Here is a 19,904-nt window from a genome sequence, read left to right on the forward strand (position 1 = left end):
GCGAATATGAGTCAGACGTCAGAACACCATTATGAGCGCTTAATTGAGATTTTTAAGCGCTGTTTCAGCGAAGATTACAACACCATACTGTTTGCCGGTGACGATGAACCGTATTATCAACCAGCAACAAAAGCGGGTGAACCGCATAAAGTAGTGTTTGCTCATGGTTTTTTTGCCTCAGCGCTGCACGAGACCGCTCATTGGTGTATAGCGGGTGAAGCGCGGCGAAAGCTGTTTGACTATGGCTACTGGTATGAACCTGACGGACGTGACCAAGCTCAGCAGCAGTCCTTTGAGCAGGTTGAGCAAAAACCGCAGGCTCTGGAATGGCTGTTTTCTTTGTGTTGTGGCTTTCCGTTTCAGGTAAGTGTGGATAATTTGAATGGCGTTGAAGTAGACAGGCAGGCGTTCACAGAAAAAGTGGCTGCACAGTTAAACCGTTTACTGGAAGAAAATACCATACCGCCACGCGCTGCAAAGTTTGCAAAAGCACTCTGTCACGACTTTAATTGTAGCTGGCCAAACGGTCAGTCCGTTAATTTTTAGTCATGAATAAGGAGTTATCTATGTTTTTAAGAGCATTGTTAGTAACCGTTGCAATACTAGGGTTAAGCGCTTGTGAAACAATAGAAGGCGCTGGCCGCGACTTACAAAATGCCGGTGAAGCGATAGAAGATGAGGCTGATGACGAGTAGTAATGGAAACAAGTAGTAGATTAACCGTTGGTTTTATTATTAACCCGTATGCGGGTATTGGTGGCGCTTTAGCTTTAAAGGGAAGCGATGGCGCCGATATTCGGCAAAAAGCATTAGCGGCCGGGGTTGAGAAAAAGGCCGCTAGAAGAGCTGAAACCGCATTAGAACTTTTGCAACCATACAAACAGCAACTTCATTTTGTTACTGCCGCCAATGAAATGGGCGCGGATAGCCTGGAAGCTCTGGGTTTTTCGTTTGACTCGGTCTATAAGGCTGCTGAAACGCCATCCTCACCAGAAGACACAAAAAAAGCGGTGTCTGAAATTGTGACTCATAACATCGATATTCTTTTATTCGCCGGCGGAGACGGCACTGCGCGGGATATTTATCAGGTGGTTCCCGAACAACAGTTAGTTCTGGGTATACCGGCCGGCGTTAAAATTCATTCAGGCGTTTACGCTATTAGTCCAACTGGTGCCGGGCGGGTTATTGAAAAGATCCTGCAGGGCGAGTTATCCAGTATTCATAATGCCGATGTAATGGATATTGACGAAGAAGCCTTTAGAAAAGGTACCGTAAAAGCCCGACGTTTTGGTGAAATGTCGGTACCGGCCGAACTTGAATATGTTCAGGCGGTAAAAATGGGCGGTAAAGAAAGCGACGAGATGGTACTGGATGATATTGCGGCTGAAGTAACAGAGCGCATTGACGACGAGCTTTTAGTCATGGGGTCTGGCTCTACAGTAGAAGCTATTATGCAGTCCATGGGGCACGAGAATACTTTGCTCGGTGTCGACTTAGTCCAACAGAATAACCTGTTAGCCAGCGACGTAACCGAAAACCGTTTATACGAAGAAGTGGCTCAGCGCGAAACTGGAAGTATTAAATTGGTTATAACCTTAATTGGCGGGCAGGGGCATTTATTTGGTCGTGGAAATCAGCAATTAAGTCCACGGGTTATTCGGCATATTGGTAAAGAGAACATTTGGGTGGTTGCCACTAAAACTAAGTTGCAGGCACTGAATAGCAAACCACTACGCGTCGATACCGGCGACTCGGAACTAGACCGTGAACTCTCAGGCACTATTCGGGTTATTACCGGCTACCACGACGAAGTTCTTATGCCGGTGGCAGCCGTAAATTAATTTCAGGCTTATTTAGAACTGAGTTTTCGGCATGTGCACAACTAAGCCGTCTAATTCGTCCGTTATTTCTATCTGACAGCTTAAGCGGCTATTGTCCTGCGGCTCTAAAACCATATCTATCATGTCTTCTTCCTGCTCCGATGGGGCAGGAATTTTGCTTTGCCATTCTGGCGGTATGTAACAATGGCAAGTTGCGCACGACATAACGCCGCCACATTCGCCAATAATGCCGTCAATAAAGTTTTCGACAGCGGCTTCCATAACGTTGGTTCCTGCATCGACAGTAGCTTCAAATTGGTTACCATCGGCATCAACAAAGTAAACGGTTGGCATGATAAATTCTGTGTCCTGTTAAAAAATAAAAAGTGAGCAACAAATTCTGTGGCGGTTAGGATAAAATACCTGCCCTTTAACCACAACGCTAAACTTTCAAGGTTGCTCATGCTGGAAAAGCTGTTTTCAATTAAAGCTAGTGGTAGTTCGGTTAAGTCTGAGGTTATTGGCGGGCTCACAACCTTTCTGACTATGGCTTACATTATCTTTGTTAACCCGTCCATTTTAAGTGAAACCGGTATGGATTACGGCGCCGTATTTGTCGCTACCTGTCTGGCTGCGGCTATTGGCTGTCTGGTCATGGGGCTGTGGGCAAATTATCCGGTAGCTCTGGCGCCGGGCATGGGGCTAAATGCTTTTTTCACCTACACCGTTGTTTTTAGCATGGGTTACACTTGGCAGACGGCTCTTGGAGCGGTGTTTTTTTCCGGTTGTTTATTTTTCTTGCTGTCGGCTTTGCGTGTTCGTGAATGGATAATAAAGTCCATTCCAACCACATTGCGTTTGGCTATTGCTGCGGGTATTGGGGCTTTTCTGGCGCTAATTGGTTTGCAGAACGCCAATATTATTGTTGCCAATGACGACACCATGGTGACTTTAGGCTCTTTGTCTGAGCCTTCAGTATTGCTTGCAGCCGCGGGCTTCTTTCTTATTATTGGGTTAGTTGCGCGACAAGTGCAGGGCGCGGCTTTAATCAGTATTTTGCTGGTAACCGTTATTGCCTGGGCAACCGGGCTGGTTGAATATAATGGTATTGTGTCTGCACCACCGAGCTTGCTGCCAACCTTTATGCAAATGGATTTAGCAGCGGCTTTTGATATTGGCATGTTGTCGGTTATTTTTGCTTTCTTGTTTGTAGATCTGTTTGATACGTCCGGCACTTTACTGGCAGTGGCGCAGAAAGCTGGGTTGGCAAAAGCCAATGGGGAAATGCCGCGCTTGAATAAAGCATTAATGGCAGACAGCACTGCAACCGTTGCTGGTTCCATGCTGGGTACCTCAACCACCACCAGCTATATTGAGTCAGCTGCCGGTGTGGCATCAGGTGGTAAAACGGGGCTTGCCGCGGTGGTTGTTGGTATTTTATTTTTATTGGCCATGTTCTTTGCGCCGTTGGCTGGTATGATCCCTGCTTACGCAACCGCAGGTGCAATTATTTACGTTGCGGTGCTAATGCTGTTTACGCTGAAAGACGTAGAATGGGACGACATTACTGAGGCCGCGCCGGTAACAGTGGTTTTATTGATGACACCACTGACATTCTCGATAGCCGACGGCATTGCACTAGGGTTTATTAGTTACGTTGTGGTGAAATTACTGGGCGGACGCTATCAGGATTTAACACCAAGCGTCGTTTTCTTGGGCGCACTTTTTGTCGCTAAATTTATTTGGTTAGGGTAACGAAATTATGGGATGGCATTCAAACCGCGAGTTTTTTGTATCATGGGAAGAGTTGCACCGCGCAACGCGTGAACTAGCGCGTCGGCAATTACCGGCGGAGCAATATAAAGGTATTATTGCGGTTAGCCGTGGTGGCTTGGTTCCGGCGGCAATTGTGTCGCGCGAGCTTAATATTCGAGTTGTCGACTGTGTTGCTGTAAGCTCATATGACCACACCGAACAGCGTGACGACTTGCAGGTAATGAAAGACGTAACGGCAACCGAAGACGGCGAAGGTTTTCTGGTCGTTGATGACTTAGTGGATACCGGCAATACGCTGAAGTTTCTGCGGGAACGCTTGCCGAAAGCTAAGTTTGTGACGGTTTACGCAAAACCCAGTGGTATGGAAATGGTCGACGATTTTGTTGCCGACTTAGCCCAGGACACCTGGATCCACTTCCCGTGGGATATGCACTTACACTACATTGAGCCTTTAGCGGGTCAGGAGTCTTAAGACTCTCTCGTTAAAAAATTAAGGCAAAAAAATGGCCTGATAGCGAAAACTATCAGGCCATTTTTATTAACGGCATAAGTTAGAGTTGTTGCTGTATGAAGCTAATGCAGTCATCTAAATTGATTTTCTGCTTCTCTCCGCCTTTACGGCTTTGGTACTCAACCTGGTTTTCATCAAGGTTACGCTCACCAACCACAACCTGATGAGGAATGCCTATGAGCTCCATGTCGGTAAACATGACCCCGGGGCGCTCCTTACGGTCATCAAACAGCACATCAATACCTTGAGCCTTTAAGTCGGTATAAAGCTTCTCAGCGGCTTCCTGTACCCGTGCCGACTTGTGCATATTCATTGGCACTATAACAACCTGGAAAGGCGCTAAAGCTTCCGGCCAGCAAATACCGCGCTCGTCGTTATTTTGCTCTATGGCGGCAGCGACTATGCGCGAAACACCTATTCCATAGCAGCCCATGGTTAAAGTTTCGTGTTTACCGCTTTCAGACAACACACCAACTTTCATAGCGTCGCTGTATTTTTTGCCCAGCTGGAAAATATGACCAACTTCAATACCGCGAGCAATTTTGACTTTGCCCTGACCACAAGGACTCGGGTCACCGGCAACAACGTTACGAATATCCACGACGCTGAAATCACCCGTGTCACGTTTCCAGTTAACACCTGTTAGCCACTGGCCGTTCTCATTTGCACCACAGGCAAAATCGGCGAGGTGAGCCGCACTGCTGTCAACTAACAGAGGCAGTTTCGCGTTTACAACGCCAATGTAAGGTGCTTCTACGCCGGTGGCTTTCTCTGTTTCAGTCAGTATTTCCAGCGGAGCCGCAACCTGAGCCAGTTTCTCAGCTTTTACTGTGTTCAGTTCATGGTCAGCGCGAAGAACTAGCTGAACGTATTCAGAATCAATGTCGTCCGCTGCTTTAACAATAAAAGACTTGGTTGCTTGCTGGCTTTCTACAGACAAAGGCTGCAGTACAGCAGCGAGTTCGTCGCCTTGTACTTCATGCTTTTCTACTTTTTGATTAGGAGCAGGGCGCTCACCAGCAGGAGCCAGAGCTTCTGCCATTTCCACGTTCGCGGCGTAATCTGAAGAGTCAGAAAACGCGATGGCGTCCTCACCGGAACTTGCCAGCACATGAAACTCGTGCGAGTGGCTTCCGCCAATAGAGCCTGTATCGGCTATAACCGGACGATAATCTAAACCAAGACGCTCGAAAATACGACAGTAGGCCTTGTACATATCGTCGTATGTTTTTTGCAGCGATTCGTCGGTCAAATGGAAAGAGTAGGCGTCCTTCATCAGAAATTCCCGTGCACGCATCACGCCAAAACGAGGGCGTATTTCATCACGGAATTTGGTCTGGATTTGGAACAAGGTTAATGGCAGTTGTTTGTAGCTGCTAACTTCCTTACGTACCAGTTGACTGATAATTTCTTCGTGGGTTGGCCCCAGTAAAAAGTCACGTTGGTTGCGGTCTTTTATACGCAGTAATTCCGGGCCGTAGTCATCCCAGCGTCCTGACTCCTGCCAAAGATCGGCGGGTTGTACCATTGGCATTAAAATTTCCAATGCGTTAATGGCTTCCATTTCCTCGCGCACAACGTTTTCAACTTTGCGCAGTACACGCAAACCGGTTGGCGTCCAGGTATACAACCCAGCGGCGACTTTACGGATCATACCTGCCCGCAACATCAGCTGATGACTCACGATCTCAGCATCAGAAGGTGTCTCTTTAAGCGTTGATAATAAATATTTGCTGCTGCGCATAGTCCGGCATCTCTGCAAGTTATAGTGGTCAAAAATTAGAGCGAAGTTTAGCAGTGTCTGACGCCGCCCAAAAGCCTTTTACAGCTGTTTTAGTGAGATTTCTTCAACAAAAACGGTGTTTTGTTGTACATACCAGCGAATATTGTAGTTCAAAAGCGCTGTGCCGTAATTTCTCTGGTTTTCCTGTAACTTGTGGTAAGCGGGTCTGGGGTCCTGGCTGAGCACCTCGGTAATCAGTGTTTTAAGCTCAGGAGCGCACTCTGACTCCCTGATAAGAGTCGAATCCGCCGCTTCCAAAAATTTCACCTCTAAGCTTTCTTCCGGTTTTTGCTGAGCAAATCCCGCACGAGCGTCACTAATAGCGTCGACGTAGGGAATATAAGGTTTTATATCAACAATAGGGGTGTTATCCACCAAGTCAGCTCCGCGTACCGTCAACACCACCTTAGGCTCGGTTTCTACTGCAACTAACTCAACCACAGATAAGCCTAATTGATTCGGCCGGAAGGGGGAGCGGGTGGCAAAGACGCCCAGCTGTTCATTACCGCCAAGCCGGGGCGGGCGAACGCGCTCCTGCCACGAACTGTGCTGATGAAACTCGAAGGTTAGCCAAAGGTGAGAGAACTGTTCTATACCCTCTATAGCTTGTACATGCTGGTAATTCCCAACGAGCTCAACCTGAGCCAATGCAGAGGGAGCCAGGCCGGGTTGCCGGGGAACACTAAACTTTTCAGGAAAAGGCGTACGAATGATAGCTATGGGTGTTAGTTGTTGCTGGCTTTTCATTCTGCCTCCGTTAGTGAATATCCAGAATTGTGGTAGCCAATTTGACCACATAGTTTGTTAATTCACTAACCTCGAAAATCAAAGATGGATTAACTCACTGATTTTACGTGACTTTTATTTTTGGCACAGGCGTTGCAAAAGCTAGTCATAAGCAACTTTTAGTGCTTTAGGGATTAGCATGAATCGTTTTAATAACAATAGGAAAAGAAAAATGATGAAACACAAAATTTGGCCTTTAACTTTAGGTTTTATTGGTTTAGTTACAGTAAGTACAGCCGCGTTTTCTGCCGAAAGTGAACGCACGTTAACCAGTAGTTATATTGTTAGCAGTGATACAGAAATTCATTTAGACGCAACGGTGGGAACGGTTGAGTTAAGTGTAACAGAAGGCGATACGGTCGGAATTGAGCTTCGTGTAGAGTCGGATGATGACGGCTGGTTAGTCAGTGGCGGTGAGCTTGATAAAGTTATTATAAAAGGTGAACGAGACGGGAATCGCCTGGAAATTTCGGCAACACCCGATGACGATATGTCACAACATTGGATAGTGTCCGTACCGCGCAGCCGATTGCTTGAGATAGACCTGGGTGTTGGTCAGATTGAAGGTGACGTACCATTCAACGACTTAAAAGTTGATTTAGGTGTTGGTGATGTCTCTTTGAATCTAGCCAAGGGCGACTACAAGCAAGTAGAAGCATCGGTAGGAGTTGGCGATACCAGTTTAAAGAACTTCGGCAACACTCAGGAAGACAGAATGATTGTGACATCTGAGTCGAGTTATCAGGGTAACGGCTCTGTCAGAGTTAAGGTTGAAGTTGGCGTTGGCGACGTTACCTTGAAACAAGGTTATTAATCACGCCATTGAATAGCGCGGCCCACGCAGCTGACTTCACTGTAACAGATGGAGTCGGCTTCGGGTTTAAAAGAAAAGCATTGAGCGCCGATAATGGCATGAGCTTTAAATCGGGCAGCGTCTTCCCGCAGGGCTTGAACGGCATCGTTCGCCGACGCTTCTGCGCCTCTAAATTTTCGCTGGCAGCTTTCACCATTTACAATACTTATCAACTCGTATGCACGTGAGGGCTTGTTGTCACCGCGATAAACTTCAACATCACCTGAGTCGATCTGATTAAAGCCTCCTGACATCTGAGGTAAGATGCTACAGGCAGAAAGGCCGAATAATGGCGTTAATACGAATGCTATGAAACGATAGCGCAATGTCGATCCTTGCCAGTTTGAATTTTCTATAGCCTAATCAAGCTGAGCCTATTGTTCAACAAAAAGCGTAATCTCTACTCTTTATTATTGGTAGAGATTACGTTTGACTAACGCTACTTAATTAGAAATGCTTCTAATGATTTGCCATTATCGACCGCTGTTTTCATGGCTTTAGGCATGCGACCCTGACCAGTCCAGGTTTGTTTTTCGCCGTTTTCGTCGGTGTATTCGTATTTAGGAGGCTTAGGTTCCCGTTTTTTACGAGTGGTTTTAACGATAGGTTCGCCACCCAGCTCTTGCTCTAATATGTCGGACAATTCAATGCCGGCATCGGCCATCGCGCTTTTAAATTCTTCAATTTTTTTCTGCTTTGCTTCGTTCTGGCGTTGCTTTTCAGCTTCCTCTTCGCGACGCTGAGAAATTACCGAATCAAATTTAGATTTAACACTTTCCAGCTCGTTTAAATCCAGTTCTTTTAATGCTGCTTTTAAACGGCGTTCGTGACGAAGAATGTTAATGAATTCACTCATTTTTTGCTTACCTTATTTGATTGCTTAAATATTGGTTTGTTTGCATTATAGCTGTTATTACAGTTTAAGTTGAAACTTCTTTTTATTGAATAAGTACATAGAAATAGAGAAAGAGGATTAAAATCACCGTATAGCGTTACTTATTAACAATTACTTATAATTACTATCAATACTGCTCTCTTTTCACTTCATTTTTATATGACTCGTTTAAAAGTACATTTATGACTTAATAAGTCGACAAACTTATAATTTTTAGTTCCTAAAACGAAAAAACACCAAAACATTTAACATGCTTTGGTGTTTTTTGTTATTAACTTTACGAAGTGTTTACATATTAGGGTAGGTAGGTCCGCCGCCACCTTCGGGCACAACCCAGGTTATATTCTGGCTAGGATCTTTAATATCACAAGTTTTACAGTGTATGCAGTTTTGCGCATTAATTTGAAAAACTTGTTTGCCGTCTTCTTCAACCACTTCATAAACCCCGGCAGGGCAATAGCGTTGCGCAGGCTCTGCATACTTCGGTAAATTGACCTCTAATGGAATATTAGCGTCACTGAGCTTTAAATGGCAGGGTTGATCTTCTGCGTGATTGGTATTGGACAAAAATACCGATGACAGACGATCAAATGTCAGTTTATTATCTGCTTTTGGATAGTCGATTGCCGTATAGTTTTCGGCTTTACCTGTCGCTTTATAATCCGGTGTCCACTCTTTAAATTTAAAGGGTAATTTACCACCAAACCAATTTTGATCGACCATATTATAAGCGCCGCCAAGTATTGTGCCCAATTTATGCACAGCACCGCCGAAATTGCGTGAGCGATACAATTCATCAAATACCCAGGACTTTTCAAACGCCTCTTTGTAGCTGGTAATGTCGTCGTTGGCTTTACCATTTTTTAGCTGTTCAAATACACATTCAGCGGCCACCATACCCGACTTCATTGCGGTATGGTTTCCTTTGATCTTGGCAAAGTTTAAGGTGCCTGCGTTACAGCCAACCAGCAAACCTCCGGGGAAGGTCATTTTCGGTAACGAATAATAGCCACCTTTAGCAATAGCGCGTGCGCCGTAGGACACCCGCTTACCATTTTCAATGATTTGCTTAATAGCCGGGTGAGTTTTGAACCGCTGAAACTCCTGAAATGGATTCAGGTAAGGGTTAGCGTAGTTAAGATCAACAATAAGGCCTAAGTACACTTGTCCGTCTTCGGCATGATATAGATAACCGCCGCCAGTAGCATCACTGTCGGTTAGCGGCCAGCCTGCGGTGTGAACCACTTTGCCGGGCTCGTGCATGTCCTCTGGTACATCCCAAATTTCTTTAAAGCCTAGACCATAATGTTGCGGGGTGCTGTCTTTATCCAGTTCAAACCTGCTAATCAGCTCTTTGCCTAAATGACCGCGACAACCTTCTGCGAATAAGGTGTATTTAGCACGCAGTTCCATTCCCGGCATATAGCCGTCTTTTTCGCTACCGTCTTTAGCCACACCCATGTCACCGGTTTGAATACCCGCAACGCTGCCATCGTCGTTATACAGAATTTCAGAGGCCGCAAAACCAGGAAATATTTCGATGCCCAGTTGTTCGGCTTGTTCTGCCATCCAACGACACAGGTTACCCATACTGGCAATGTAATTGCCTTTATTGTGAAAGGTTTTAGGCACACTAAAGTCAGGCAGACGACTGTGATTATTTTCGTCTTTTAGCAATAACACATCATCGCCGGTAACTTCGGTATTGAGCGGGGCGCCGCGATCTTTCCAGTCAGGGAAAAGTTCGTTCAGGGCTCGTGGTTCGAACACCGCGCCGGATAAAATATGAGCGCCAATATCAGCGCCTTTCTCAACTACGCATATCATGAGTTCTTGCTCATTTTCCTGTGCGAGTTGGCCGAGTCGACAGGCGGTTGCCAACCCTGACGGGCCTGCACCAACTATGACGACATCAAATTCCATGCTTTCGCGTTCCACGTTAACCTCCACTATATTCAGGCTATCTGGATAGGGATAAGCCCTTTATACTGCTGTAATAGTTCAGTGATTTGCCGTGCCGGAACCGGTTTACTGAAAAGAAAGCCTTGTCCGGTACTGCATTCACGTTGTAATAAAAATTCGACTTGTTCTTCGGTTTCTATACCCTCGGCAACCAATTGCAGGTTTAAATTACGCGCCAGACTAATAATGGTCTGCGTAATGGTTGCGTCGTCTTCGTTGTGTGGTAAATCCCTGACAAAAGAGCGATCTATTTTTAACGAAGTAACCGGGAAATTCTTCAAATATGAAAGCGAAGAGTATCCCACACCAAAGTCGTCTATAGCCAGTGACATTCCCTGTTCACGCACCGAGTGCATGAAACGGGTATGGGACTGAATATTTTCGATAAATACTTGCTCAGTTAGCTCTAGTTCAACTTTGTTTGGCGGTATTTGTGCTTCGTTAACCCGCTCCATAATATCATCGACCAAATCAGCTAAGTGTAGCTGTTTTCCGGAGATATTGATGGCAATGCTCAATTCGTCGAAGCCAAGTTCGTGCCATTGCTTTAATTGTAGGAAGGCTTCTTCCATCACGTATTCCGATATTGGAATAATGAGACCGGTATCTTCAGCCAGTGGAATAAACTCATCCGGAGGAATGATACTGCCATCGTCATCAACCCAGCGAACTAGAGCCTCTAAACCACTGATACGGCGGCTACCGAGCTCAACTTTAGGTTGGTAATAAACCGTTAGTTGCTGCTTAGAAACGGCGTGGCGCAGCCGTTTAACCAGTTCCAGTTTTTTGGTCAAGTCGCGGTGAATGGCTTTATCGTAAACTTTATAGGTATTGCGGCCATGTTCTTTTGCCTGATATAGCGCGGTGTCTGCGTTACGAATAAAGTATTCAGCGTTAAAATCGGCATCATCCGCGAAAGTGACACCAATAGAAGCACTAATAAAGAGCTCATAGACGTCGACGAAAAAGTGCGTGTCCAAAGCCTGGAGCATTTGCTCAGACAATTTGATAATACTTTCGCGACTATCAGGTTTTGCTATTGCCAGTAAAAACTCATCACCACCAGCCCGCGCCAGAACACTACCTTTAGGTGCTAATTTTGTAATGCGTCGTGCAACCCGGCGTAGCAATTCGTCGCCAACCGTATGGCCCAGCGCATCATTGACTTCCTTAAACCTATCTAAATCGATAAATAACAAAGCGGCTTTTTTATGCGGCGATTCGGTTTCCAGCCACTCACCCAGAATACGTTTCAAGGCGTTTCGGTTTACAAGACCGGTAAGAGAATCATGCTCGGCAAGATAAGCCATCTGCTTTTCAATGCGCTCGCGTTCATCAATTTCACTATAAAGTTCAATATTTGAATCGGCCAGTTGCTGAGCTTTAAAACGGCTCTGGCCTAAAATATAAAGGACAAAAGTCAGCATGCTGGTTACGAGTAAACCGGCGATTAAAGCGGCTAGTGAAATTCCCCCGCGTAGTTGTTCCAGATGACCAGCGGTTGGCCAGACTGAAAGCTCCCAGCTATTTCCTACCAATTGTAATGAATGAAAATGTGACCACTCTTTGCGTAATGAAGTATCGCCGGAAAATTGATACAGTATGTCGTTGGCACTGCGTACACTGAGTTGGAAACCTTCACTGATGTTACTGCGCACCACATTGTTAAACAGGCTTTGCAGGCTTATTACAAAACCCAGAAAGCCGTGAGTTTGATCTTGCTGCTCTACACGGACAAAAATAGCTATGTCGCTGCTAATACGGCCCAAATTCCCGGCAGGGCCCATCATTGCGTGACGGTTTCCTTCCGAAGCCTTCAGCTTTTCCAGTAATGGAGTTTTAGCAAAAGGCGTTCCCAGTAGTTCGGGTTGTTCGTTCTGAGGGTAGATAAGCTCAATATCCAGTTCATCATTGAGCCAGGTGATGCCTTGTACATTCTGATAGTACAAAGTAACGATATCGGCATTTTCCTTCCAGCGTTCCTTTATTGAAAGGTCACTACGTTCCCACTCGCGAGCTAACAATTCAGCGACGAACAAATGGGATACCAGACTTTGTCGAATGTCGCGTTGCAAGTTATAAGTTTCGGCTTCCAGGGCATCGTGGACAACTTGATTTTCCTGATAACGCAAATAGCTAAAAGCGGTAACAGTAATGACCAAACCAACAAGGGCTGCTATAACAGCCTGCCGTGATCCGTGCAGGAACATCATGGATTAACGCAACTCCTCTCTATCACGGAAGTAATCCAGTGCCTCTGGGTTTGCCAGAGCATCCGTGTTTTTCACGGGCTCGCCGTGAACCACATTACGTACCGCTAATTCGACTATCTTACCGCTTATAGTACGGGGTATGTCCTCAACCTGCAAAATTACGGCAGGTACGTGCCGCGGAGTCGCGTTGGTCCGAATGGTTTTTGCAATGGTTTGACGAAGTTCGTCGCTAAGCTCTATGCCATCTCTGAGTTTTACAAAAAGAATGACGCGCTCGTCATCTTCGTATTGCTGACCGATAGCAATACTTTCCAATACTTCCTCAACCTTTTCTACCTGACGGTAAATTTCAGCGGTGCCAATACGTACGCCGCCCGGGTTAAGAACGGCATCGGAACGGCCGTAAATAATAACGCCGTTGTTCTCGGTGAGCTCAGCAAAGTCACCATGTGCCCAGGTATTTTTAAATCTATCGAAATACGCGTTGAAGTAGCGTTCGCCATTCTCGTCGTTCCAGAAGCTTACGGGCATGCAGGGGAATGAGTTTTCACAAACCAGTTCGCCTTTTTCGCCTTTAACCGGCTTTCCGTTCTCGTCATAAACGTTAACGGCTAAACCAAGGCCCCGACATTGTAATTCGCCCCGGTAAACCGGCAGAATAGGGCAGCCAAGGGCAAAGCAGGAGACAATGTCCGTACCGCCTGATATTGAGGACAGACACAGGTCTTTTTTAATGTCGCGGTAAACGTAGTCAAAGCTTTCTGGTGGTAGTACCGACCCCGTGGTTAAGATGCTGCGCAGCTTTTCCAGGTTATGGCTTTCTCCCGGTTTAACGCCTTCTTTTTCAAGCGCTGCTAAATATTTGGCGCTGGTACCAAATACGGTAATGCCTTCTTCGTCAGCCACATCCCATAAAAACTCAGGTTTAGGTGCAAAAGGTGAACCGTCGAATAAGGTCAGGGTTGCGCCCACTGCCAGTCCACTGACCAGCCAGTTCCACATCATCCAGCCACAGGTGGTGAAGTAAAACAGATTGTCGTCACGATCTAAGTCGGTATGCAGACCGTGCTCTTTTAAGTGCTGCAATAAGGTACCACCCGTACCATGAACAATGCACTTAGGTACGCCCGTAGTACCTGATGAAAACATAATATAGAGCGGGTCATTAAAGTTGCGTGGAGCGAAATCTATCTGGGTCTTTTCAGCGTCGCCAAAATCACTCCATGAAAACACTTTGTCGCCTTCAATGCGGTCTTTTTGTTGGCTGAAATTAACCAGCACCGTGGCTTCAATGCTTGGAATTTGTTTAATGATATCGGCGGTTTTGTTCTTTATGTTGAGGTTTTTGCCGTTATAAAAATAACCATCAACAGTGATCAGAACTTTAGGTTCTATCTGACCGAAACGGTCAAGTACGCCCTGAACGCCAAAGTCCGGCGAGCAAGACGACCAGATAGCGCCGATACTGGTGGTTGCCAGCATACCAATTATGGTTTCTATGCAGTTAGGCATCATGGCGGCAACACGGTCACCGGCTTCAACTCCGCGTTGGCGTAAGCCTTCGGCAAAAGCTGCAACTTCGTGGTTGAGTTCGGCATAAGTTAACTGCTGGCGTGTGCCATTCTCACCGCGAAAAACTAGAGCAATATGGTCGTCTTTATGACGCAACAGGTTCTCGGCAAAATTCAGGCTGGCTTCAGGAAACCATTGGGCACCGGGCATTTTTTCTTTATCGGTAACTATCGTAGAGCCTTTTTCACCAACAACATCAAAGTAATCCCACACCATAGACCAGAAACTTTCGTCGTTCTCGACGGACCACTGATAAAGGTCGTGATAATTGGCCAGCGCTACGTTTTTATCTTTATTCACTTGTTGTAGAAAGTCTGTCATGCGGGCATTAGCAATGGTATCTGCTGACGGTTGCCATAAAGCTTCTGAAGTCATTTTAATCCCCTTATTTTGCTAATTAAGCTTTTGCCAATTCTGCTACTGCGACCTGAGAGCGGGGGCCATGCGCTAAATGCTGACAAATATCGGCTCCGGCCGCGATTAACTTGTTCAGGTCAATACCGGTTTTAATGCCCATACCATTTAACATGTAAACCACGTCTTCAGTGGCAACATTGCCACTGGCGCCTTTAGCGTATGGGCAGCCACCCAGACCAGCTACGGCTGAATCAATGGTAGCAACACCCAGTGGAAGGCAGGCTATGATATTGGCCAAAGCTTGTCCGTAGGTATTGTGAAAATGCAGCGCGAGCTTGTCCATGGGGACTTTCTCTGCAACGGCGGCAAGCATTTCCTGAGCTTTTAACGGCGTACCGACGCCTATTGTGTCGCCCAACGATACTTCATAACAGCCCATGTGATATAAGGCTTCTGCAACTTTAACCACATTTTCTACCGGAACCTCACCCTGATACGGGCAACCCAAAACGCAGGAAACATAGCCTCTGACGGGAATGCCTTTTTCTTTAGCTGCGGCAATAACTGGCTTAAAACGCTCCAGCGACTCGTCGATACTGCAGTTAATGTTCTTTTGGGCAAAAGCTTCCGACGCTGCACCGAATACCGCTACCTCGTCCATGTTGGCTGCTACTGCCGCTTCAAAGCCCTTCAAATTTGGCGTTAAACCGGCGTAAGTGACTCCCGGGCGACGTTTAATCTGCTCCATAACGGCAGTGCTGTCGGCCATTTGAGGCACCCATTTGGGGCTGACAAAGCTGGCACTTTCAATATAAGAAACGCCGGCTTCTGCCAGCGCTTCAATTAAGGCAACTTTTGCATCGACAGAAACAGCTGCTTCATTTTGCAAGCCGTCACGAGGACCAACTTCGACGATTTTTATCTGTTCTGCAATTGCCATAATTACTCCTGGTTACTTCTAATAATGTCTTATTATTCGGCTTCGCTCACTGCAAGCAGTTCATCTCCGTCGCTGACCAAATCCCCCGCGGCGAAAAAGACGTCGGTGACTTCACCTTCATGTCCAGCTTTAATGGTGTACTCCATTTTCATGGCTTCCATAATGACCAGCGGTTGATCTTTCTTGACTGTATCGCCTTTTTTGACCAGTACTTCCATGATGGTCCCGTTCATTGGGGCAACGTGACCACCATGAGCCGCTTCATCCGACAGCGTATCAGTCACGCGGTGTCGATGGAAAGTCATAGGGCCGTTATCGGTGAATACGGTAATTTGCTGGTCGTCGGCACTGACATAGCGATGATAGCGCATACTACCGGCAGTCAGAGTGAGTTCGTCGTCGGTTAAAGATGCCTGCCATTGTATGCTTTCGTCATCAACTTGCTGCAGGAACTCTCCGTTAGCGGTTTCTATTAGTGAAATGGAGTAGGTTTCTTCGCCAAATTGCAGTGGAACCGTATGTGTCGCCGCTGAGTTCATTCTAAATGCATTACCACTTTGCCATGGTGAACTGCCACGCTGTTGTTGGCGCTGACAAATATCAAACAAAGCCGCTTCCGTTGCAATTTGCTGATAATTTACCGAGCTATCGGGCAGCAGCTCTTCCTGATGTTGCTGGATAAATTCGGTTGTCAGGTTTGTTTTCACAAACTCAGGATGTGAGGCCAAACGATGCAAAAAGTCTACGTTAGTCGTTAACCCAGTTAAACGATATTCACGCAAAGCCTTTTGCAGACGCAGCAGGGCACGGGTACGATCGGTGTCCCAGACAATCAGCTTAGCTATCATTGGGTCATAGAAAGCAGATATCTCATCGCCTTCTTCAATACCGGTGTCAATGCGGATGCCGTTTTCTTCTGCAGGCGTACGTAAATGCTTAATGGTACCGGTGCAAGGTAAGAAGTCGTTGTCCGGGTCTTCGGCGTAAATCCGTGCCTCAAACGCGTGACCGTTTACCTGAATGTCATTTTGCGCTAGAGGTAATGGCTGACCCGAAGCGACCAGCAACTGCCATTCGACTAAATCCTGGCCGGTGATCATCTCCGTAACCGGATGCTCAACCTGTAAGCGAGTGTTCATCTCCATAAAGTAGAACTCGCCACTTTGGTCGAACAAAAACTCAACCGTACCGGCGCCAACGTAATCTATTGCCTGGGCTGCTCTAATGGCAGCTTCGCCCATTTCGGTACGTGTTTTCTCGGTTAGTGCCGGAGCGGGGGCCTCTTCAAGCACCTTTTGGTGACGGCGCTGCACTGAACAGTCGCGCTCTGCCAGATAAACGGCGTTACCGTGTTCATCGGTAAATACCTGAATCTCGACGTGGCGAGGGTTACGAATAAAGCGCTCCATCAGCATTTTATCATTGCCGAAAGAGGACTTAGCTTCGCGTTTGGCGGAATTCAGGGCGTCATCGAATTCGCCCATGTTTTCGACCACACGCATGCCTTTACCACCGCCGCCGTACGCCGCTTTCAGCAGTAACGGGAAACCCACTTTTTCAGCTTCTGCTTTTAGCGTTTTAATGTCCTGCTCGCTTCCGTGGTAACCCGGAACCAGAGGTACGCCGGCGTCCTGCATAATGGATTTAGCCGCGCTCTTCGAACCCATAGCAGCAATGGATGATACTGGCGGGCCAACAAAGATAATATCGTTAGCCTGACATTGGTCGGCAAAATCTTCGTTTTCTGAGAGAAAACCGTAACCAGGATGAATGGCTTCGGCATCAGTTTGTTTAGCGGCGGCGATAATTTTATCCGCACGCAGGTAACTGTCCGTGCTCGCTGCAGGACCAATATGTACGGCCTGATCTGCCAGCTTAACGTGGCGTGAGTTACGGTCGGCATCGGAGAATACCGCTACGGTGCGAATTCCCATTTTTTTAGCTGTGGCAATAATACGACAGGCAATTTCACCACGGTTCGCAATCAATAATGTTTTGATCATAATGAGACCTGTTGTTAACTCTGTTTAAGCCAGGCGGCGGGGCGTTTTTCAAGAAACGCACTGAGTCCTTCCTGACCTTGTTCCGACACGCGAATTTCGGCAATGGCTTTAATGGTGTGTTCACGCACGTCTTTATCAATTGGACGTGAACCAACATTGCGAATCAGTTGCTTACAGGCGTCTACCGCTTGTGGACTATTGGCTAGAAGAGCTTCTAATAACTTATTCAGTGGCTCCTCGAAATCTTCTACAACTTCGTTAACCAGACCTAGCTCCTGTGCTTTGTCGGCAAAGAAGCGCTCGGCGGTGAGCATATAGCGACGCGACTGGCGCTCGCCAATAGTACGCACAACATAAGGGCTGATAACCGCAGGAATAAGCCCAATTTTGACTTCACTCAGGCAGAAGCTGCTGCGCGGCTGCGCCAGTACAATGTCACAGCAAGCGGCCAGGCCTACGGCACCGCCGAAAGCGGCTCCCTGGACTAAAGCAATGCTGGGCTTGCTGAGCAAATCCAGACGCTCCATTAACAGCCCGAGCTCACCGGCGTCATCCACGTTTTGCTGGTAGTTTTTATCGGCCATGGAGCGCATCCATTTAAGATCCGCACCGGCAGAAAAGTTTTTACCTTCTGAGCGAAGCACCAGCACTCTCGCGCTGGCACTTTCTTCAACTTCTTTTAACGCCTGCAGCAGCTCTGCAATCATCACGTCGTCAAACGCGTTGTGAACGTCAGGCCGGTTCAATGTCAGCGTGGCAACGCCCTGGTCGTTAATATCGAGCTTGGTGTATTTTGCCATTATTAATAACCTCCGATTACATGCGGAAGACGCCGAAGCGGCTGTCTTCAATCGGTGCATTTAATGAAGCGGCAAGGCTCAATGCCAGAACTTCGCGCGTTTGTGCCGGGTCAATAATGCCATCGTCCCATAAGCGGGCTGACGCATAATAGGGGTGCCCCTGTTTATCGTACTGTTCAACAATGGGCTTTTTCAGCGCTTGTTCTTTCTCTTCACTTAAGCTTTCGCCTTTACGGGCTAAGTTGTCTTTAGTCACCTGCGCCATAACGCCGGCGGCCTGTTCACCGCCCATAACTGAGATACGGGCATTAGGCCACATGAACATCATGGTTGGGTCATAGGCGCGACCACACATGCCATAGTTACCGGCGCCGTAGCTGCCACCGATTAACACGGTAAACTTAGGTACTTTGGCACAGGAAACCGCCATCACCATTTTCGCACCATGCTTGGCAATGCCTTCGGCTTCGTATTTTTTACCTACCATAAAGCCGGTAATGTTTTGTAAGAACACCAGTGGAATTTTGCGCTGGGCGCAAAGTTCAATAAAGTGAGCGCCTTTTTGTGCAGATTCAGAGAACAAAATACCGTTGTTTGCGACAATGCCTACCGGGTAGCCGTCAATGCGGGCAAAGCCGGTCACCAATGTATTGCCATAATTGGCTTTAAATTCGTCAAAGTCTGAGTCATCGACAATGCGCGCAATCACTTCGTGTACATCATAAGGTTTACGCAAGTCAGTGCCGACAATGCCATACAGCTCTTTTGCGTCGTAACGCGGCGGTTTGGCTGGCTGGCGGTCGAGCTTAGTTGGTTCACCGCGGTTAAGGCGGGCTACTGAGCGACGCGCTAAGGCTAAAGCGTGTTCGTCGTTGTGAGCAAAATGATCCGCAACACCGGAGATGCGTGTGTGCACATCGGCACCGCCGAGCTCTTCGGCTGAGACTTCTTCACCTGTTGCAGCTTTAACTAACGGCGGACCCGCAAGGAAAATAGTGCCTTGCTCTTTTACAATGACGCTTTCATCGGCCATAGCCGGTACGTAAGCACCGCCTGCGGTACAAAGACCCATAACTACCGCAATTTGTGGAATGCCTTTGGCTGACATATTTGCCTGATTAAAGAAAATGCGACCAAAGTGTTCTTTGTCCGGGAATACTTCATCCTGACGGGGCAGATTAGCGCCTCCGGAGTCCACCAGATAAATACAAGGCAGGTGGCAACGTTCGGCAATTTCCTGAGCACGCAGGTGTTTTTTAACCGTTAACGGGTAATAAGTACCGCCTTTAACGGTGGCGTCGTTGGCGATGATCATGCACTCGGTGCCTTCAACCTGACCAATACCGGCAACCACACCAGCAGAAGGAACGTAGTCTTCGTAACATTCCCAGGCCGCAAACTGACCTATTTCCAGAAACGGTGAACCCGCATCCAGTAGTTTATTAATACGGTCGCGGGGCAATAACTTACCACGGGACAAATGGCGCTCCTGATACTTAGGACCGCCACCTTGATGAATTTTTGCCGCTTTTTCCTGCAGGTCGTTAACGACGGTCTGCATAGACTCGCTGTTAGCTGCAAATTGTGCATCGCGGGTGTTGATTTTACTGGATAAAATCGCCACGGCGTTGCCT

18 protein-coding genes are annotated in these 19,904 nt (G+C 47.1%); 6 read left to right on the forward strand and 12 right to left on the reverse strand.

Going from position 1 to position 19,904, the window contains the following annotated elements:
* Positions 1 to 6 precede the first annotated feature (6 nt).
* The 3 genes from DET62_RS01715 to DET62_RS01725 are packed head-to-tail and all read left to right on the forward strand — an operon-like array spanning position 7 to position 1,840.
* The gene (locus DET62_RS01715; protein ID WP_110012566.1) at positions 7 to 546 is read left to right on the forward strand and encodes an elongation factor P hydroxylase; all 540 of its coding nucleotides are present in this window, start codon (positions 7 to 9) and stop codon (positions 544 to 546) included.
* A gap of 20 nt (positions 547 to 566) precedes the next feature.
* Positions 567 to 695, forward strand: a complete 129-nt coding sequence (locus DET62_RS01720) for an entericidin A/B family lipoprotein (protein WP_110012565.1) — start codon at positions 567 to 569, stop codon at positions 693 to 695.
* Between the two features lie 2 nt (positions 696 to 697).
* Entirely contained in the window at positions 698 to 1,840 is a 1,143-nt protein-coding gene (locus tag DET62_RS01725) for an ATP-NAD kinase family protein (RefSeq protein ID WP_110012564.1), read from the forward strand.
* Between the two features lie 12 nt (positions 1,841 to 1,852).
* On the opposite strand, the gene DET62_RS01730 is transcribed toward DET62_RS01725, so the two are convergent.
* Positions 1,853 to 2,173: a 2Fe-2S iron-sulfur cluster-binding protein gene (locus DET62_RS01730; protein ID WP_011234139.1), complete on the reverse strand. Its 321-nt coding sequence runs from the start codon at positions 2,171 to 2,173 to the stop codon at positions 1,853 to 1,855.
* Between the two features lie 108 nt (positions 2,174 to 2,281).
* On the opposite strand from DET62_RS01730, the gene DET62_RS01735 reads away from it, so the two are divergent.
* Both DET62_RS01735 and gpt read left to right on the forward strand, forming a co-directional pair.
* Positions 2,282 to 3,574, forward strand: coding sequence for an NCS2 family permease (locus DET62_RS01735; RefSeq protein ID WP_110012563.1), 1,293 nt, complete (start codon positions 2,282 to 2,284; stop codon positions 3,572 to 3,574).
* Positions 3,575 to 3,581: 7 nt separating this feature from the next.
* Complete coding sequence (gene gpt, locus DET62_RS01740; protein ID WP_034820335.1) at positions 3,582 to 4,067, forward strand: xanthine phosphoribosyltransferase; 486 nt, start codon at positions 3,582 to 3,584, stop codon at positions 4,065 to 4,067.
* A 79-nt stretch (positions 4,068 to 4,146) separates the two neighbouring features.
* On the opposite strand, the gene DET62_RS01745 is transcribed toward gpt, so the two are convergent.
* Positions 4,147 to 5,850 (reverse strand): proline--tRNA ligase, encoded by a 1,704-nt coding sequence (locus tag DET62_RS01745; protein WP_011234137.1) that lies wholly within the window; start codon positions 5,848 to 5,850, stop codon positions 4,147 to 4,149.
* 78 nt (positions 5,851 to 5,928) lie between these two features.
* Positions 5,929 to 6,636, reverse strand: coding sequence for a tRNA (N6-threonylcarbamoyladenosine(37)-N6)-methyltransferase TrmO (gene tsaA / locus DET62_RS01750; RefSeq protein WP_110012562.1), 708 nt, complete (start codon positions 6,634 to 6,636; stop codon positions 5,929 to 5,931).
* Between the two features lie 211 nt (positions 6,637 to 6,847).
* Between tsaA and DET62_RS01755 the strand changes: the two genes are divergently transcribed.
* A complete protein-coding gene (locus DET62_RS01755) occupies positions 6,848 to 7,489 on the forward strand; it encodes a hypothetical protein (RefSeq protein WP_110012561.1) in 642 nt (213 codons plus the stop codon).
* Here the strand turns inward: DET62_RS01755 and rcsF are convergent.
* The 9 genes from rcsF to DET62_RS01800 all read right to left on the reverse strand — a co-directional run bounded on the left by rcsF (position 7,486) and on the right by DET62_RS01800 (position 19,894).
* On the reverse strand, positions 7,486 to 7,854 hold the full coding sequence (gene rcsF, locus DET62_RS01760; protein WP_227016305.1) for an Rcs stress response system protein RcsF: 369 nt from the start codon (positions 7,852 to 7,854) through the stop codon (positions 7,486 to 7,488). The genes DET62_RS01755 and rcsF overlap by 4 nt on opposite strands.
* Before the next feature lie 113 nt (positions 7,855 to 7,967).
* Positions 7,968 to 8,384, reverse strand: a complete 417-nt coding sequence (locus DET62_RS01765) for an H-NS family nucleoid-associated regulatory protein (RefSeq protein ID WP_110012559.1) — start codon at positions 8,382 to 8,384, stop codon at positions 7,968 to 7,970.
* Between the two features lie 327 nt (positions 8,385 to 8,711).
* Positions 8,712 to 10,361 (reverse strand): electron transfer flavoprotein-ubiquinone oxidoreductase, encoded by a 1,650-nt coding sequence (locus tag DET62_RS01770; protein ID WP_011234132.1) that lies wholly within the window; start codon positions 10,359 to 10,361, stop codon positions 8,712 to 8,714.
* 17 nt (positions 10,362 to 10,378) lie between these two features.
* Positions 10,379 to 12,598, reverse strand: coding sequence for an EAL domain-containing protein (locus DET62_RS01775; RefSeq protein ID WP_110012558.1), 2,220 nt, complete (start codon positions 12,596 to 12,598; stop codon positions 10,379 to 10,381).
* Between the two features lie 3 nt (positions 12,599 to 12,601).
* Positions 12,602 to 14,545 carry an acetoacetate--CoA ligase gene (locus DET62_RS01780; RefSeq protein ID WP_110012557.1) on the reverse strand — a complete coding sequence of 648 codons (1,944 nt, stop codon included), beginning with the start codon at positions 14,543 to 14,545 and terminating at the stop codon, positions 12,602 to 12,604.
* Between the two features lie 22 nt (positions 14,546 to 14,567).
* The gene (locus DET62_RS01785) at positions 14,568 to 15,467 is read right to left on the reverse strand and encodes a hydroxymethylglutaryl-CoA lyase (RefSeq protein WP_110012556.1); all 900 of its coding nucleotides are present in this window, start codon (positions 15,465 to 15,467) and stop codon (positions 14,568 to 14,570) included.
* Between the two features lie 32 nt (positions 15,468 to 15,499).
* Positions 15,500 to 17,470, reverse strand: a complete 1,971-nt coding sequence (locus DET62_RS01790; RefSeq protein ID WP_110012555.1) for an acetyl/propionyl/methylcrotonyl-CoA carboxylase subunit alpha — start codon at positions 17,468 to 17,470, stop codon at positions 15,500 to 15,502.
* Positions 17,471 to 17,484: 14 nt separating this feature from the next.
* The gene (locus tag DET62_RS01795) at positions 17,485 to 18,270 is read right to left on the reverse strand and encodes an enoyl-CoA hydratase-related protein (protein ID WP_110012554.1); all 786 of its coding nucleotides are present in this window, start codon (positions 18,268 to 18,270) and stop codon (positions 17,485 to 17,487) included.
* Positions 18,271 to 18,286: 16 nt separating this feature from the next.
* Positions 18,287 to 19,894: a carboxyl transferase domain-containing protein gene (locus DET62_RS01800; RefSeq protein WP_011234126.1), complete on the reverse strand. Its 1,608-nt coding sequence runs from the start codon at positions 19,892 to 19,894 to the stop codon at positions 18,287 to 18,289.
* Positions 19,895 to 19,904: the final 10 nt, after the last annotated feature.

Origin of the sequence: Idiomarina sp. H2 (assembly GCF_004364275.1) — a bacterium.
GTDB lineage: Bacteria > Pseudomonadota > Gammaproteobacteria > Enterobacterales > Alteromonadaceae > Idiomarina > Idiomarina loihiensis.